Source organism: Fodinibius salicampi (genome assembly GCF_039545095.1).
GTDB classification, from domain to species: Bacteria; Bacteroidota; Rhodothermia; order Balneolales; family Balneolaceae; genus Fodinibius; species Fodinibius salicampi.
The window spans coordinates 467,405-485,178 of sequence record NZ_BAABRS010000001.1; the positions used below are offsets into that span (position 1 = coordinate 467,405).

Consider the following 17,774-nt stretch of genomic DNA (forward strand, 5'->3'; position numbering starts at 1 on the left):
TTGACCTAATAGATAAGAATTTTTCGTAGGCAAGATTAGAGCATACTATTCGTTGATAAGAGAAATGAATATTGATAAAAATCATTTATGAGAAAAGCTACCGCTATCACTATTATCCTACTTTTAACGTTTCATTATTCAAATGCCCAGAGTAGGAGTAGTAACAGGATGTTGGAAGAAGGCCATATTCTTGAAAATTTTGAAAACGATGAAATCGGGACATTGCCACATAAGTGGTATAACCAAAAAGGGGAACAATCAGTCACTGAATTCTCCGAGGAAGAGCGGGAAAAATATAAATATGAGGTTGTAAAAGGAAGGGGGGGCAATAAGTATTTAAAATATAGCGGCCGTCGTGCAATGCATTTGAGCCTTCCATTAATTAATAAGGATCGTGAAAATATTTATGGCATTAATATTTTTGAAACGCCTATTCTTTCCTGGAAGGTACGTGCATACAAACTTCCTGAAAATGCCCGGGAAGACGATGATAGCTATAATGATTCCGTTGCAAGTATTTATGTGGCGTTTGACATGGGACGAGTGGCCTTAGTGAAAAAAGTACCCAAAACCATACGATATACCTGGAGTTCTACATTGGAAAAAGGCACAGAACTTTCTAAGTTTTTTGGTAATCAAAAAGTGGTAGTAGTAGAATCAGGAGATGAACGCACAGGAAAATGGATTACCTTTAAGCGTAATATTGTAGAAGATTATCGACGATTATTTGGTGATGACCCGCCTAAAAATCCAATAGCTATTCTCATCCTAAGTGACGGTGACAGCACTCATTCCTGGGCTGAAGCCGATTACGATGATATTAAACTATTGCCCGAGCAGACTAAATAAATATGATTAAAATGATTAACTTCATCGCTGATTTGTAAAATCTGATTTTCGACTGTTAATGGAAAAGATCCTACACTTTTTTCGTCCTCTAATAAAACTAAATTATAAGTATCCTTTTTGGATCGTTGGCATAACGGTACTGTTGGCTGCTGTATTGGGGAACTACGCCGTACAGCTCAAAATAGATACGGACCTTGCGAACCTATTGCCCAAAAGTAATCCCCATGTTAAAGCACTGGAAGAGTTGCAGGAAACAGTTGGAGGTGAAACACCAATGGAAGTGGCGATCAAGTCTCCCAGTTTTGAGGATAATAAACGGTTTGCCGAGGATTTAATATCTGAAAGTATGGAGCTGAGGGATACTCCTCGTAACCGCCAATATTTTGAACGTGTTGTGTTTCATAAGGAAACTTCTTTTCTCAGAGATAATGCGCTCTATTTTGCCAATCCTAATGAGCTTAAAGATATTAAGTCGTATCTCAAAGATGAGATACAGTCCGCTAAAGAACAGGCAAGTCCGTTCTTTGTGGATTTTGAAGAGGATGATGAAGAGGAATTAAGTGAAGAGCTAAGTGATTTTGAGGAAAGCTATGAATCGCTCATTCCCTCTGAGTATCCCATCAGTCCGGATAGTACGGTTATGATGTTCCAGTTGTTGCCTACCGGCTCTAAGAGTAATCTCAGCTATCTGAGGAGCATGTTTGCATCTTATGACTCCCTTGTAACGGAAATGAGTCCCGAAAGCTATAATAGTGAAATGGAGGTTCGATATGGAGGGCGGCTTAAACGGCATCTTTCGGAAATTGATTCTATCATGGGGGATGTTTTTAAAAGTTTTGCATCGGGCATTTCGGGAGTTATTCTTCTGGTGATGTTCTACTTCTCCATTAAAAAGTACATAAACTATCGAAGAGGAGATGCCGAAGAAAAGGAACATCAGCTTTGGGAACATCTTATTCGAATGCCGGTTCCTGTTGTAGTCATCGGCCTTCCCCTGATTATCAGTCTGGCATGGACGTTTGGGATCACCTATTTCGCATTGGGAACTCTAAATACCATGACCTCTGTATTATTTGTCATCTTATTTGGGATGGGTATTGATTATGGGATTCACTTTTATGCCCGTTATATCGAATTTCGTTCGAAAGGAAAATCGATTTTAGATGCCCTCCATGAAACGTATGATAATACCGGTTCGGCTATTGTTGTAAGCGGACTTACTACCGCTTTTTCACTGTTTGTGCTTATTATCGCACGGTTCCGGGGGTTCTCAGAGTTTGGCTTTATTGCAGGATCAGGCATTATATTGGCATTAAGTTGTATGCTTTTTGTTCTGCCTGCCTTGCTTGTAATATGCGAGCGCTGGAATTGGATACTTCTCAATACAAACAGCAAAGCCTATGAGTCGTCAAGCACTACATTATTTACGCGATTTCCGATGGCACGGTCAATCGTATTATCGGGACTTTTGGTAGTCTTAGCCGTTGGGATAAATCATCAGCATTTGGGTTTCCAGTATGATTTTGGGGAGCTCGAGCCAGAATTTCCAGAGTATCAGGCTTTCATTGAATTGTCAGGAGAGGTTTCTCAGTCAAATAAGCGCAATCCAGCCTATATTTTGGCGGATAATCAGCATCAGGTGTTGGATATTTTGGAGAAAATCCGCCACAAGATGGAAACGGATACAACCAGTCCTACCATTCTGGATGTTGAGGCACTGCCGGAGCGTTTTCCCCCGACGGAAGAGGGAGCGAATCAAAAGTTAAAGGAAATAGCAGAAATTCGTGAGCTGTTAAACGATCCTTTTATCAGAGAACAGGATGATCCTCAGCTGAATAAACTCCGCCGTGCTGCTCAAACCAAAACTCGGTTACATATTGATCAAATACCAGACTATTTTAAGAGTCAGTTTGTCACAAAAGAGGGAGAAATAGGCAACTTTGTGATCGTTTACCCAAGTGTTGGTCTTTCAGATGGAGAAAAATCGATTGCCTTTAAGGAGGATATTGGTAAAATAACGCTAGATAGTGGAGAAACTTTTTATGCTGCCAGTACTTCTATCATCGCAGCAGAAATGCTTGATCTGATGCGCAGTGAAAGTCCTTATATGGTAGGAGCTACCTTTTTGGTTGTATTCCTTCTGATGCTTGTTTCCTTTCGTTCTTTTCGCTGGGCTATAATAGCAATGCTTCCGCTGGTTGTAGGACTCGTTATATTATTCGGAATAATGATGTTAACGGGCATGATGTTTAACTTCTATAATTTAGTGGTATTACCTGCTATACTTGGAATTGGCGAGGATAACGGCGTGCATCTGGCTCACCGCTTCAGGGAAGAGGGGGGGAGCATGTGGGAGGTGCTTTCAAGTACGGGACAGCATGTCACGGTTGGCTCACTGACTACTATACTTGGATTCTCAGGCCTTTTGTTTACCTCTCATCCGGGATTGCAATCACTGGGGAGTATGGCGGTTATCGGTATAGGAATGACCTTGGTAACGGCGTTGACATTTCTGCCGGCCTTGATACAATGGCTTGAAGACCGTAATTGGATTTACTACTAGATTCTTTCTCTATTTATTGCTTCCAGAAGGCCGGAGTAAAAATAAGTAGAACGGTAAATAGCTCAAGGCGACCGATCATCATCATAAAGATGAGAACCCACTTTCCGATATAAGGTATTTGGGCATAGTTATCAGTTGGGCCAAATTCTCCCCAACCGGGGCCAATATTCCCAAGGCAGGCGATGCTGGCTCCAATAGCTGATTCCAGGTCAAAGCCCATAGTTGCAATTATAAAAGCTCCCAATCCAAAAATAATCAGATAGAGGACAAAAAAACTTAGAACTGTGCGTTGGATATGATGATCGATGGTTTTATCACCTATTCGGATAGGAAGTACGGCCTTTGGGTGAACCATCTGTTTGAATTCTCTGAAGGTATTGCGGATAATAATCAGCCATCGGATCATTTTTACTCCGCCACCGGTTGAACCGGCACAACCCCCGGTAAAAAAGAGCAGAAAAAGGAAAACGCTGCCCAGGGAATACCAAAGTTCATAGTTATCAGTACCGAAACCGGTGGTAGTAACAATAGAAACAACCTGAAAGGAACCGTATCGAAGAGCATCGCCCACAGAATATTCGTTGAAAAGCCAGAGAGAAAGACTAACGATAAAAATACTTATCAGTGTAATAAGCGTATAGAAACGGGTTTCTCGATTGTTGAAAAAGGATTTTATGTCCCCGCGAAGAAGACGGAAATGCATGGCAAAGCTAATACCTGCCAGAAACATAAATAAAGTGATAACAGAGTCGATATAGACCGAATCAAAGGCCTGAATGCTAGCATCTTTGGTTGAAAAACCTCCGGTAGCAAGGGTAGCAAAAGCGTGATTAATAGCTTCAAACCAATCCATCGATGGATGTACCCATAAGAGTAAAAACTCCAAGCCTGTAAAAGCGACATACACCTCCCAGAGAAGTTTGGCTGTTTCCTGTATGTGAGGTGTAAGTTTATCTGTGGTAGGCCCAGGGGACTCCGCCCGGAAGAGCTGCATTCCACCTACCCCTAAAAGAGGGAGTATCGCCAGAGTGAGCACAATAATACCCATGCCACCAAGCCAGTGAGAGAGTGATCGCCAAAAAAGAATGCTCATGGGCAGGGATTCGATATTAGGATTGAGAAATCCACTGCTTGTTTCTCCTCCAAAGATGGTGGCACCGGTAGTTGTTAAACCACTCATGGTTTCAAAGACGGCATCGGTATAGCTGGGCAAAATACCGGATATCACAAAGGGCAGGGCACCCACCAGCGACAGGAAAAGCCAGGTAAGGCTTACTACCAGGAATCCTTCCCGAATGCGTAACTCTTCTTCGGGTTTAAAAAAGTAATAAAGTGCTCCCCCCAAAATAAAGGCGATAGAAGCGGAATAAAGGAAAGTGTGCCAAATCCCCTCATCGTAAATGAGATCAATAAACATGGGAGCCAGCAGGGCAAAGCCTAAATAGAAAATAAAAGCACCCAAAATTCCCAAAACGTTAAGGAAGTTAATATGGGGATGCCTGAAACGATTAGCCATAAAGAATACTGCTTATTTAAATAGCGACGTTATTTTATCAACAGCTTCAGGAAGACAGAAAACGATGACACGATCATTGGCTTGTATTTGCGACTGTCCCGTTGCAATATTAGCTGAGCCATTTCTCAAAATACCACCAATTACACACCCATCGGGAAAGCGAATTTTGTGGATGGGTTTCTTGACTACCTTTGAATTTTCTGCGGCCTGTAATTCAATCACTTCTGCCTTAATACCCTGCAACGAAGTTACTGAGATGACTCGTCCTTCTCGTACGTGCCGGTGTATTTCATTAGAGGCTGCCGACTTTTTATTGATTGCAGCATCCAATCCAATAGTCTGACTGAGGGGGATATAATCTGATTTAGAAACTAGCGCTACGGTCTTTTTAACTTCAAGATGTTTGGCCATCAGGCAGGAAATAATATTTGATTCCTCGTCGTCAGTAACGGAAATAAAAGCGTCAGTATCCGTTATTCCCTCTGTGGCCAGAAGATCTGGATCCGTTGGATTTCCATTGAGCACAAGTACATCTTTTAGCTCCTGCGCTAACTCTATTGCTATATCTTCGTCAGGTTCAATAAGTTTTATGTTCCATTTTTTATCTTCTTGACTTAAAATACGAGCAATGATAGCTCCAATGGGAGTTCCTCCAGCAATCATTACGCGGTTAAGCTCAATATCAGGCTTGCCGGTTGTTTCAATGATTTCAGGAATAACATTGGTTTTGGAAATGATAAAAAGCTGATCATATGCCTGTATTTTTGTTGTTCCATTGGGAATGATAGTCAGATCTTTACGCCAGATTGCAACTACCCGGAAAGTAAGGTTCGGAAATGCCTCGGCATATTCTGTCAAAGACTTTCCAACAAGGGGAGATTGCTTCCCAATACGGAGTCCGATCAATTGCATGCGACCATCCGCAAGATTGATTAGGTCACTGGCAGATGCTCGCTTGATAAGTCGTATGATTTCTAAAGCTGCGCTTCGTTCAGGATGGATCAGTACGTCAATACCCAAATCAGTGGATTTTAAGGGGGCATTGGGACGGGATAACTCTTCACTTCGGACCCGTGCGATAACAAGCTCTACACCTAGTCTCTTACTCATCATAGAGGCGATCATATTGACTTCATCAATACTGGTCACCGCAATGAGAATATCAGCATCTTTAATACCGGCCTCTACAAGATCTTCCGCGGAGGTGGCATTTCCCTCGAAACACAGAACATCAAGGTTTTCAGTAACTTTGGAGAGGGCTTCTTTATCTCGGTCTAATACTATTACGTCATGATTTTCTTTCGACAACAGGCTGGCTAATTCATATCCGATTTCGCCAGCGCCAATTATAATAATTTTCAAAGTAGAAACTCCTTCATTTTTTTACAGAAGTACGCTAAAAGTCGATAAGTAGAATTAGAATTGCAACATTATTTAATAATTTAAGAGATTGCGAATTCTAAATAAGATAGCCTTAGTTGGAAGTTTCGTCCAAGCTTGTTTTTTTAGTAACTTAGTGCGATTCTTAGGCGCAACTCCAGCCAATTTAAAATGAAAACCTGTAGCCACACCATCCATGATCGTTGATCTGTTAAAACCCGAATTTGATGAGCTGATTGAGGCCAAGGATTGGGTCGCTCTTAAAGATATTTTAAATGATGTGCCCGCTGTGGATGTAGCGGAATTGCTTGAAGAGTTAGATAATGAGATAGCCATAGTTATCTTCAGACTATTAAAAAAGCAGAAGGCCGCTGATGTCTTTTCTTATCTCAGTTCCGGGAAGGGAATGGATCTTCTGAATTTATTTACGGCTCAACAGCTTAGCGAGGTAATGTCTAACTTAGAACCTGATGAGCGGGTATCGCTCATGGAAGAACTGCCCGGACATCTGACCCAACGGTTGATGAATTCCATGCAGACCAAAGACAGAAAACAGGTTCAAAAATTGTTGGGCTACCCGGATGAGAGTGTAGGTCGCCTGATGACGCCGCGCTACGTAAAAGTTCGCAAGGACTGGAGTATCCAAAAAGCAATGGATCATATCCGAAAGTTCGGACAGAGTGTGGAAACAGTGAACGTGATTTATGTAGTGAATGAGGATGAGCGACTGATTGATGACCTGCGGTTGAATCAGCTTATTCTTGCTAATCCGGAGAATCCCATATCTTCCCTGATGGACGAGAGCTTTGAAGCTTTAAGTGCTTTTGATGACCAGGAGGATGCGGTAAAAATGCTCAGTAAATACGACCGCGTAGCGATGCCAGTGGTAGACTCGGATGGAATATTGGTGGGCATTGTAACGGTGGATGACGTTATAGATGTGGCCGAAGAGGAAACCACCGAGGATATGCAGCTGATGGCTGGTATGGATGTGTTGGATGATTACTATTCTCAAACGACTATATTTGAGATGGTAAAAAAACGTATCGGTTGGCTGGCATTTTTGTTTGTGGGCCAGCTCTTTACAGCCACTGCAATGGGAGCCTACGAAAGCGTTATTGCCAATGCGGTCTTTCTCTCGCTGTTTATCCCTATGATTATTTCCACTGGTGGTAACTCTGGAACTCAAGCTGCTACCCTGATTATCCGGGCTATTTCTACAGATGATATTGACTTGGGAGAGTGGCTTAAAGTACTCGGCCGGGAATTGTTGTCAGGATTGATGCTTGGATTAATAATGGCTGTCATAGGATTTTGTGTGATAGTAAGCTGGGGCTTTGTGACCACCGGGGGGTTAACCGAAGAGCTTGTACTAAGTGCTCTGGTTGTGGGACTCAGCTTGATTGGGGTCGTTTTATGGGGCAATCTCAGTGGATCTATGCTACCGTTTGTACTTTCAAAAATGGGCTTGGATCCCGCCGTGACCTCTGCTCCTTTTGTATCAACATTAAGTGATGTAACCGGAATTATTATTTATTTTTCCATTGCCATTGCCTTACTTGAAGGCGTGGTGTTATAACAAGAATTAAAACTGTAAGGACAAAAAGATATGAGACAATATTTAGATCTGGTTCGCAGTGTACTGGAGAACGGAGTTAAAAAAGAAAACCGGACCGGTATTGATACGATTTCAAATTTCTCGGAATTCTATAAGATAGATTTATCAGAAGGATTTCCTCTGTTGACAACCAAGAAAGTATATTTTCGGTCGGTAATTCTGGAGTTGCTCTGGTACCTCAGGGGAGAAGATCATATACGCTGGCTGAGAGATGAAAACGACTGTCACATCTGGGATGACTGGGCTGATGAGGATGGACAGGTTGGGCCCATTTATCCAGTGCTATGGCGACGGTTCCCCTATCATGAAGAGGAGGAAATACGCTTTGAAGGGGATGCTTCACATATTTGTAAAACGGTTTGGATAAAGAAAGAATTTGACCAGGTGCAGCGTGCCATCGATATGTTAAAAGAAAATCCCAATAGCCGCCGGATAGTAGTTAGTGCCTGGCACCCGGGATTGTTAAAGAAGATGGCGCTGCCGCCTTGCCATCTAATGTACATTTTTAATGTAGCTGACGGGAAGCTTAACTGTCATCTCACACAGCGATCCGGAGATATAGCCCTGGGAATTCCTTTTAATTTGGCCTGCTATTCGGCACTGACCATGGCTATTGCTAATGAAGTGGGACTGGAATACGGGACTTTTGCCCATACCATTGTCGATGCTCATATCTATGAAAACCATGTTGAAGGTCTCAAAGAGCAATTAGAGCGGGACCCCCGGGATCTTCCGAAGCTTAATATCGCTGACAAGCCGGTTGATGAGCTGGAGTTTGAAGACTTTACGCTTGAAGACTATAATCCACATCCTTCCATAAAATTTGAAGTAGCAGTATGACTCTTGCCGCTATTGTTGCACATGATCCGAACCTGGTAATCGGCCGGAAAGGAGAATTGCCCTGGCATTATTCAAAAGACCTGAAATATTTCAAGAAGGTAACGATGGGACATCCCATTATTATGGGAAGAGTAGTGTTTGAAGAGTTAAATGAAAAGCCGTTACCCGGTCGTGAAAATATTGTATTAAGCAGGTCGCGTAACTATGAGCATGTGCCCACTTTTAATGCCATAAAAGGTGCCTTGGATTATGTAGCGGATGAAGATATTGCCTTTGTTATTGGGGGTGCCGAAGTTTACCGGCAGTTAATGCCCAAAGTGGAAAGATTATTTGTAACCGAAATCCACGAGGAGTACCAAGGGGATACCTATTTCCCTGAATATCGGCATGAAATTGGCTCCATATGGAGAGAGAGAAAACGTGACACTCATTCGGAGCTGAGTTTTGTAGTGTATGAGCGGATTTAAGGGTACTTAAGAAATCAATCATACTTCAATGGATTTCAGATGCACCACATAAGGCTTAATTACGGGTTCAGTGAGGGCAATAATATTTTGGGTGTCTGCTGCTTTGGAAAACTCTACTGCTTTGTCCTTTTCTTCTAAAATCCAGATTCCTTCATTTTCATAGCGATAGGCCTCGCTGTAACTTTTGTCAAAGGAAAAATAATACTTAGTGGCTTCATCACTGTAAGGTAGGTTCCGTTCTTTTAAAACTTTTTTGGTCTTTTCTCTTACAACTCCTTTTAAATTATTCGACGGATTTTTTTCTAAAAAAGTAGTACGGAACAGAGCCCGGGATTGGAACCGCTGGCAGAGATCAGATAAAATAGGATCATTTGAATGCTGCCAATATTTAATACTTTGGTAGATATCATTGTCATCCAGTTGGAGATACTTCTGAAGTACCGTTGACGAAATCCCTTTCTTGGCGCTTGGCCTTTTTTCGAGAAAGTATTTTAGAGCGGGAGAGGGATGATATAGCTTTTCATTATCATCGATGAGCATCCGAACCCGGCGGAATATCTGGTGAAGCAGTTTATCCGCACTCAGAACTGTTTTATGCAAGTACACCTGCATATACATAAGGCGGCGTGCCAGTATGTAATTCTCAATAGCATAAATACCTTTTTTCTCAATAACGATATTTCCTTTATATACCCGCATGGTTTTAAGAATGCGTTCAATGCCCACTGATCCTTCATAAACAGAGGTGAACACGCTGTCACGTTTGAGATAGTCAAGCCGATCAATATCCAACTGTGAGGAAATTAATTGATTGAGGAACGGCTTTTTAGGATACTGGTCTGTAAATATTTTAATGGCCATATCCAGCGCTCCATTCATTTCCTTATTGAGCTTACGCATTACGGCCAAGGTCATCATTTCGTGATGAAAATCCTTGATCAAATTAAATTCCAGCGTATGGGATAATGGGCCATGTCCGATATCGTGCAGTAAAACAGCAATCAATGTCCCTTCATATTCGGCGGGACTTATAGTCGTATCTTTTTCGCGAAGATTATTGAGTGTACGTTGCGCTAACTCCATTGCTCCCAAAGCATGGGTAAAGCGGGAATGCTCCGCGGCTGGGAATACCAGGTAGCCGAGCCCCATCTGTTTAATGCGTCGCAGCCGCTGTATATACGGATGGTCAATCAAATCCAGGATAATTCCTTTGGGTATGGTTATAAAACCATGAATGGGATCATTAAATATTTTATACTGCGTACTTTTATCCATAAATATACTGTGTGGAACTCTGTTTTTAGAGCTGTTTGATTAATTAAGAATCCAAGATTTCCTTGGGAAGGAAAAGCTTTTCTCGCTGACTAATATCAGGAAGTTTACTTGGGCGTTGCTTGTTGAGATCGAACCAAACCCCATGGGCTTCGGCTACGGAGACCAGGGTTTTATCCTCTTCCGTGTAGATCGCCTGAAAACTAGATATACTGGTATTTCCGGTTGACCGGATGCCTGTCCCAATTAATAGTTCCCCGGGATATTCTGCAGGATTTACAAAATTAATTCTAATGTTAGCCAATACAAAGCTAAAGCCTTCATCCAGTTGATTGGAAAATTCGGGGACACGTTGAATAAATTTAATGCGGGCTTCTTCGTAGTAGGTACTGAAAAGAGCATTGTTTACATGATTAAGTGGGTCCAGGTCACGGAATCGAATGGGAATAGAAGTCCAATGAGGAAATAAGTTTTGCTGGTAAGCAGGTTTAAGCATCTTGTAAGTAAAACTCAGAATTATGAAAATTTAAAATGAAGGAAGTTAGATAATTTAACTAAATATAGCATTGAGAAAAAATGGACAAGGACTGGCCTAAAATATCTGGAAGGAATAATTTATGGGATCATAATGGATTGTTTATATTCAGTACCTTTGAAAACAAACTACTAAGTCTGAAAGAAAAGTCATGATGGATAGGCAAGAACAAGAATTTTTAGAAGAGTTATTAATCACTCCCAGTCCCACAGGTTTCGAATCGCAAGGGCAGAAGGTATGGAAGAAATACGTAGAACAGTTTGCGGACAGTGTAGAGGCAGATGCCTACGGCTCGGCTTGTGCCAAGCTTAACACTAGTTTTGACGTAGTAACTGTGATGCTGGAAGCACATTGTGATGAGATCGGAATGATTGTACAGCATATTACGGAAAATGGGTTTGTGTATATAAACAAATTGGGAGGAAGTGATTCTACTATTGCTCGGGCAAAAAGAGTCAATATACACACCAAAAAGGGAGTGGTATCTGGAGTTATTGGTAATACGGCTATTCATCTGCAGGACAAAAAAAACGGTGGAGGAAAGCAACCGGCCTGGAAGGATATTTATGTTGATATCGGTGCACAGAGCCGCGAGGAAGCGCTGGAAATGGTTCAGGTTGGTGATCCTATTACCTATGCCGATGAATACGAATACCTCTCGGATGATATCCTGTCAGGACGAGGACTGGACAACCGCATCGGCGGATTTATGATAGCCCAGGTACTTCGGAAGTTAGAAGAACGTCGGGATGAGCTGAATGTTAATGTTGTGGCGTTAAATTCTGTTCAGGAAGAAATAGGGGGTTATGGTGCGCGGATGATGAGTTATCGCATTGATCCGGATATGGCTTTGGTAACGGATGTAACCCATGCCACGGATACGCCAGGTATTAAAAATAAGGAACATGGATTGGTAAAATTAGGAGAAGGGCCCTCACTGCAACATGGCGGGGCGAACCATCCTAAAATTGTGGAATACCTGGAAGAGATCAGCGAACAAAAAGAAATTTCCATTCAACATGAAGCTACCAGCGTGCGTACCGGAACAGATACCGACAGTATTTTCTATCAGAAGACAGGTATTCCCAGTGCTCTTATTTCGTTACCACTCCGCTATATGCATTCACCAGTAGAGACAGCATCACTAAAGGATTTGCACTCTCTAGTTGACCTGATGACCGAGGCTGTGCTCTCTATGGAACCCGATCAAACATTTCAGGTCTTTTAAATTAAAATAGCCTGTTCCCGATAATGGAACAGGCTATTAATGTTATCCAAGGAAGCAGGAAACCTTTATCTATTCTTTAGAGGGCACTTCCAGTATGGTATCGATAATGTGAACTACTCCGTTATTTCCTTCAATATCAGCTGTACTGACGGTTGCCTCTCCATTAATGATGATATTCTCTCCATCGATTTCAACCGTCAGTTCTTCTCCGCTGAGAGTTTCATAGGTTTGCGAAGAGCTAAAATCATCAGACATTAATTTCTGAGGTACAACGTGATACTCAAGGGCATCCTGAAGTGTTGCATCTTCAAAGGCTTCATCCTCCGGGGCAAAGACGGTATAGTTTTGTGTGGTGTCTGCAAGATCAGCTTGCAAATCAGCATCAGATAAAGCACTATCCAGACTGTCAAGTTGGTAGCGTTTGGAAATAAGTCCCGCCGTATGAAGATAAGAGTCGGGGAGCATAACTTTATTAATCTGGTAGATAACCCCATTGTCTGCTCCCACGCTGGCAAGGAGTTGCCCACTATTTACAAAAGAGCTGTCTGTTCCTACCTCAAAATAGAGATCATTACCCTGCATGCTTTCAATACGTTCTTGGGTATCCACATTATTGAGATCAACCACCTCTTCTACGATATGATAGGAAAGGACCTCAGTAAGTTCTTCTTCTGAAAAAGAAGAAAATGTTCCTTCCGGAAGCTCATCAAAGGCCTCTTCGGTTGGAATAAGAACGGTAAAAGGACCTTCATTCGCAATCGTAGAATCGAGTTCTGCTTCGTCTGTCTCGCTTAAATAGCCCACAAAAGTATCAAATTCGGAGTAGGATTTTGCTTCTTCAAGTAAATTTCCCGGTGCCTGATTGGGATTTGAGCTATCCAGACAGGAAGTAAGAACGAATGAACAAATAAATAGGATAATAGGTAGATGTAAAAGAGATAAAGTGTTGTTCTTTTTCATAATAATATAAAGTGTGTACTAAAGATTAGGGTTTCATTTCCTTTTAAGGTTTATAATACACACCCTTTGATGAGTATAACTATTATGATCTCTCTCTATATCGATTCCTGAGTTTTTCAATCAGCTAATAGCTTTTCGAATCCTGTTTTCAAGGGCAGGAATCAACGGATGATCTTGTGATTGGGTAAACCGTTCAATGGCTATCGCTTTATACCCTTCATAATCAGCTTGGCGGAAACGGTCATAAAGTTCACGGGCAAATTTTTTAAAGTCTCCATCATATTCTATGATATTGTTACTTTTTTTATTGGCATTATGGCTGTGGAGCAGATAAAGTATATCCGGATTATTTAACTGACCTTCCTTATTCAACCATTTTACCTTTGCATCCGGAGAATAATGAGAATATTTAGTACCCGGACTTTTAGGGGTTTCCTCAGATTGGTTTCCTTTATTACGATGAATCTTTTTACCTATCGTATCCTCAATTTCTTGAATAGTGACCGCTCCCGGACGATAAATGAGGTAGGGCTCTTTTGAAACGTCAAGGACCGTTGATTCTAATCCAATGGCTGTTTCGCCGGCATCAATTACCGGGAAGTCTTCCCCAAAGTCCTCCCGTACGTGTTGGGGTTTCGTGGGGCTGGGCTTCCCGGAAGAGTTGGCGCTGGGAGCTACCAGAGCCCCTGTATTTGCGATAAGCTCTTGTGACAGAGGATGGCTGGGCCAGCGGATGGCTACCGTATCAAGCCCGGCAGTTACCAGGTCTAGTACTTCAGATTTCTTTTTAAAGATGAGGGTTAGTGGACCCGGCCAAAATTTTTGAATAAGTTTTTGGGCGTCTTCCGAAACGTCATCGGTAAATTCATGAACCATAGATGTACTCGCTACATGAACAATCAATGGATTATCGGAAGGACGTCCTTTCTGAGTAAATACCTTTTGAACGGCACTCGGATTCCATGCATCTGCCCCAAGACCATAAACTGTCTCAGTGGGAAAGGCAATGAGTTCTCCCTTTTTAATTAATTGTATATATCGATCAAGCATAACTTACTTCTTTAGTGTATGCAGATGATATTTCCTTTAGAAACTTTGCGGCTGCTTCCGGATCCGGAATTTCGTGAATGACAAACCGTACCTTGTCATCTTTTTGAACGACTTTGAATTTATTCTCAGCCTCCTCTTGCAGTGTTTTTAGTAATTTTTGGAAGCGTTCTCCATAGAATTCTTCTCCAAGGTCCGAATCGTGCTTAGGACACTCCATCCACATCCGGTTGGACCGGATACGTACTTTCGTAATGAAAAGTCGTGAAGCAAAAAGCTTAATAACCGTTGCCGTAATGAGGTTCTGTGTAGCTTCGGGTACGGGTCCAAAGCGATCTTTTATCTCTTCCTTCCAATCACGAATCTCTTCCAGCTGTTGAGCACTGGCCAGTTTCCTATAAAGATTAAGCCGTTCGACACTGTCAGATACATAATTACTTTCAAGCAGAGCCGGCAAATCAAATTCCACCTGAGTTTCGGGAAGCTCCAGGTCTACTTCAACATCACTGAAAACGTCGCTGAATTCTTGTTCTTTAAGTTCTCTAACTGCATCATTGAGAATTTTTTGATAGAGATCAAATCCTAAGTCGTTAATAAAACCACTCTGTTCGGCTCCAAGGATATCTCCGGCACCGCGAATGTCCAGATCGCGCATGGCAATATTAAAACCGGAGCCCAGATCAGAAAACTCTTCTAGTGCCAACAGGCGTTTGCGAGCATCATCAGTAAGGGTTTTGATCTCGGGAGTAATCAGGTAGCAAAATGCTTTGCGATGTGATCGTCCCACGCGTCCCCGCAACTGGTGAAGTTCTGCCAATCCGAAATGGTCGGCGCGGTTGATAATCATGGTATTGGCATTTGAAATATCTATACCGTTTTCTACAATATTTGTGGAAACGAGAACGTCAAACTTGTGCTCATAAAAATCTTCAATAATCTTTTCGAGCTTATTGGAACTCATTTGTCCGTGAGCAAAGCGAACGCGAATATTTGGGACAAGCTGTCGTACCATATTCGCAGTTTCTTCAATATTTTTAACCCGATTATGGATGAAAAATACCTGTCCGCCGCGAGATACTTCCTGACTGATGGCATCTCGAAGGAGATCCTCATCAAAGCTGTGTATTTCGGTTTCAACCGGTTGGCGGTTAGGCGGTGGGGTGTTGATAATACTAAGATCACGGGCACCCATAAGAGAAAACTGAAGTGTTCTTGGAATGGGTGTAGCTGTCAGGGTGAGTACATCCACCGTCGCCCGGTATTCCTTAAGTTTTTCTTTAGTAGACACGCCAAAACGTTGTTCCTCATCTACAATAAGCAGGCCAAGGTCATCGAACTCCACATCTTTGGATGTCAGGCGATGAGTCCCAACGACAATATCAACCTTTCCCTCTTTTAATTTGTTGAGTGTCTTTTTCTGCTCCTTTCGGCTCCGGAAACGGGAGAGCACGTCAATAGAAACCGGAAATTCTTTCATTCTTTTTTTTAGGGTCTTGTAGTGCTGGTCGGCCAGGATGGTAGTAGGAACTAACATAGCTACTTGCTTGTGGTCCATGACCGCTTTAAAAGCGGCACGCACGGCTACTTCTGTCTTTCCAAAGCCTACATCACCACATATCAGTCGATCCATGGGCGTATCGGTTTCCATATCTGATTTTACAGCCTCGATGGCATCACGCTGGTCCGGTGTCTCTTCAAACTCAAAACGAGCCTCCATTTCCGTTTGCCAGGAGTTGTCATTCGAATAAGCATAAGCATCCTGTGCCTTTCGTTTGGCATAGAGCTTAATAAGATCTCTGGCAATATCTTTGACCTTCTTTTTGGTCTCAGCCTTTTTGCGTGCCCAGCGTCCCGAGCCCAGCTTATTGATGCGCGGCTGGGTACCTTCCTTTCCCGAATATTTCTGGATTTTATGGAGGCTTGAAACATTTACATACAGAAGGGAATCTTCTTTGTACTCGAGTACAACCGATTCCTGCTCTACACCGCGGACCTTAATATTTTTAAATCCTCTGAATTTTCCAATACCATAATCTACATGTACCACATAGTCCCCTATATTGAGATCCCGAAGCTCTTTTACTGAAATACTGCTGCTGACAGACTTGCGCCGGCGGACCTTGGGACGGTGGTAGCGGTTAAAAATCTGGTGATCGGTATAAACGGCCAGTCCTTGTTCTTGCAATAGGAATCCCTGGTGGAGCGTCTCTACCGAAAGGTGATATCGAAAATCCTTCGATGGTTCACCCAGCAGTTCTTCAAAGCGGTCGCGTTGCCCCTCGTTATCACATAAAATATAGGTATCGTATCCCTGCTGGCTTAATTCCTGAATATCTTCCCGAAGCAGCTTAATGCTTCCGTTAAAATCGGGTTGTGGTCGGGCATCCAGCCGGAAAGACCAGTCCATTTGTTTATTACCGGAAAATCCACCCAGGCAAAGATGAGCGCACCCCTCAACAGACTGTTTAAATTGATTGGGATCTACAAAAAGTTCCTCTGGCGGTAATGTATTTTCGGTGGATTCAATTTGTTCATACTCCTGTACAGCCTGTTCAAAATGCTCGTTGAATTCTGTCTGGATGAGTGACTGATTGATCATTAAGACGAGCGTATCATCCCCAAAATAGGAGAGGAGCCCCTTTTTTGTTCCTTCATCCAGGTTGGTTGCGTCCGGAACAAGACGGACCGTATCCAGAAAAGAGACAGAGCGTTGTGAGTCGGCATCGAATTCACGGATCGAGTCGACCTCATCACCAAAAAACTCCAGCCGAATGGGATATTCTCCTGAATAGGGGAAAACATCCATAATTCCACCCCGATGAGCAAATTCACCTGGCTGACTGACAAATCTTACCGGATCGTATTTTTGGTTGACCAGTGTTTCCTTAAGTTCATCAATATTGACTGAATCTCCATTTTGGATAGTGATAGAAGCATCTGAGAAAACACTCGGTGATACAATTTTCTCAAACAAGGCGGGAACGGATGAAACCAGTACAGACCTTGAACTGTCCTGTATATTTTCAAGTACTTCTGAGCGCTGAACAACTACCGAGCTATTGGTGATTTGCTGGTCATCATAGGGCTTATGTCCGGTGGGGGGAAAGTAGTTCGTGTTTGATAGCTGAAGTGCATCCAAATCTCCCTTCATGAATTCAGCCGATTCAGTATCTGGATGGATGACGACAATCCGGTCATATTTTTCGGCTAAACGGGCAACTAACAGTGCCGGGGTTGATCCGACAAAATGATTGAGAGCCAAGGTATTACGCTTGCTGATATTTTTCTTTAGCTCTTGCCAGGGAATCTGGCCGGAAAACGTTTTAAGTACAGACTGTAACGCCATGAAAACAGGTAAAAATGAAAATTTGTTTTCTCTAAATCACTAAACAAAGGTAAGGATTAAAACCGTTCTTTTTGAAGGATTTTTAAGTAATGGATTGGATACGAACAGCTTTGCTTCTTAACAGGTGAATGTCAAACAAACAAGAAGTTTAGG

13 protein-coding genes are annotated in these 17,774 nt (G+C 42.4%); 6 read left to right on the forward strand and 7 right to left on the reverse strand.

Annotation, left to right across the window (positions count from 1 at the left end; translation table 11 throughout):
• Window positions 1-87 precede the first annotated feature (87 nt).
• Both ABEB05_RS01920 and ABEB05_RS01925 read left to right on the forward strand, forming a co-directional pair.
• Window positions 88-849, forward strand: coding sequence for a DUF3047 domain-containing protein (locus tag ABEB05_RS01920; protein ID WP_265787035.1), 762 nt, complete (start codon window positions 88-90; stop codon window positions 847-849).
• A gap of 58 nt (window positions 850-907) precedes the next feature.
• A complete protein-coding gene (locus ABEB05_RS01925; protein ID WP_265787037.1) occupies window positions 908-3,412 on the forward strand; it encodes an efflux RND transporter permease subunit in 2,505 nt (834 codons plus the stop codon).
• Between the two features lie 13 nt (window positions 3,413-3,425).
• On the opposite strand, the gene ABEB05_RS01930 is transcribed toward ABEB05_RS01925, so the two are convergent.
• Together ABEB05_RS01930 and trkA are read right to left on the reverse strand one after the other, a co-directional pair.
• A complete protein-coding gene (locus ABEB05_RS01930) occupies window positions 3,426-4,928 on the reverse strand; it encodes a TrkH family potassium uptake protein (protein ID WP_265787039.1) in 1,503 nt (500 codons plus the stop codon).
• Window positions 4,929-4,940: 12 nt separating this feature from the next.
• A complete protein-coding gene (trkA, locus tag ABEB05_RS01935) occupies window positions 4,941-6,290 on the reverse strand; it encodes a Trk system potassium transporter TrkA (protein WP_265787041.1) in 1,350 nt (449 codons plus the stop codon).
• Between the two features lie 214 nt (window positions 6,291-6,504).
• On the opposite strand from trkA, the gene mgtE reads away from it, so the two are divergent.
• From mgtE to ABEB05_RS01950, 3 genes are read left to right on the forward strand one after another with little or no spacing between them, the layout of a single operon-like run.
• On the forward strand, window positions 6,505-7,887 hold the full coding sequence (gene mgtE, locus ABEB05_RS01940; RefSeq protein ID WP_265787043.1) for a magnesium transporter: 1,383 nt from the start codon (window positions 6,505-6,507) through the stop codon (window positions 7,885-7,887).
• 30 nt (window positions 7,888-7,917) lie between these two features.
• Window positions 7,918-8,766, forward strand: coding sequence for a thymidylate synthase (locus tag ABEB05_RS01945; protein ID WP_265787045.1), 849 nt, complete (start codon window positions 7,918-7,920; stop codon window positions 8,764-8,766).
• Window positions 8,763-9,233: a dihydrofolate reductase gene (locus ABEB05_RS01950; protein ID WP_265787047.1), complete on the forward strand. Its 471-nt coding sequence runs from the start codon at window positions 8,763-8,765 to the stop codon at window positions 9,231-9,233. The genes ABEB05_RS01945 and ABEB05_RS01950 overlap by 4 nt, the downstream gene beginning before the upstream one ends.
• An 18-nt stretch (window positions 9,234-9,251) precedes the next feature.
• Here the strand turns inward: ABEB05_RS01950 and ABEB05_RS01955 are convergent, their stop codons facing one another.
• Both ABEB05_RS01955 and ABEB05_RS01960 read right to left on the reverse strand, forming a co-directional pair.
• The gene (locus tag ABEB05_RS01955; protein WP_265787049.1) at window positions 9,252-10,508 is read right to left on the reverse strand and encodes an HD domain-containing protein; all 1,257 of its coding nucleotides are present in this window, start codon (window positions 10,506-10,508) and stop codon (window positions 9,252-9,254) included.
• 43 nt (window positions 10,509-10,551) lie between these two features.
• A complete protein-coding gene (locus ABEB05_RS01960) occupies window positions 10,552-11,001 on the reverse strand; it encodes an acyl-CoA thioesterase (protein WP_265787051.1) in 450 nt (149 codons plus the stop codon).
• A 190-nt stretch (window positions 11,002-11,191) separates the two neighbouring features.
• Between ABEB05_RS01960 and ABEB05_RS01965 the strand changes: the two genes are divergently transcribed.
• Window positions 11,192-12,268 (forward strand): M42 family metallopeptidase, encoded by a 1,077-nt coding sequence (locus ABEB05_RS01965; protein ID WP_265787052.1) that lies wholly within the window; start codon window positions 11,192-11,194, stop codon window positions 12,266-12,268.
• A 69-nt stretch (window positions 12,269-12,337) separates the two neighbouring features.
• On the opposite strand, the gene ABEB05_RS01970 is transcribed toward ABEB05_RS01965, so the two are convergent.
• The 3 genes from ABEB05_RS01970 to mfd all read right to left on the reverse strand — a co-directional run bounded on the left by ABEB05_RS01970 (window position 12,338) and on the right by mfd (window position 17,621).
• Window positions 12,338-13,228, reverse strand: coding sequence for a fasciclin domain-containing protein (locus ABEB05_RS01970; RefSeq protein WP_265787053.1), 891 nt, complete (start codon window positions 13,226-13,228; stop codon window positions 12,338-12,340).
• Window positions 13,229-13,348: 120 nt separating this feature from the next.
• Entirely contained in the window at window positions 13,349-14,278 is a 930-nt protein-coding gene (locus ABEB05_RS01975; protein WP_265787054.1) for an L-threonylcarbamoyladenylate synthase, read from the reverse strand.
• Window positions 14,271-17,621 carry a transcription-repair coupling factor gene (mfd, locus tag ABEB05_RS01980; RefSeq protein ID WP_265787055.1) on the reverse strand — a complete coding sequence of 1,117 codons (3,351 nt, stop codon included), beginning with the start codon at window positions 17,619-17,621 and terminating at the stop codon, window positions 14,271-14,273. Before mfd ends, ABEB05_RS01975 begins: the two co-directional genes overlap by 8 nt.
• Between the last annotated feature and the right edge of the window lie 153 nt (window positions 17,622-17,774).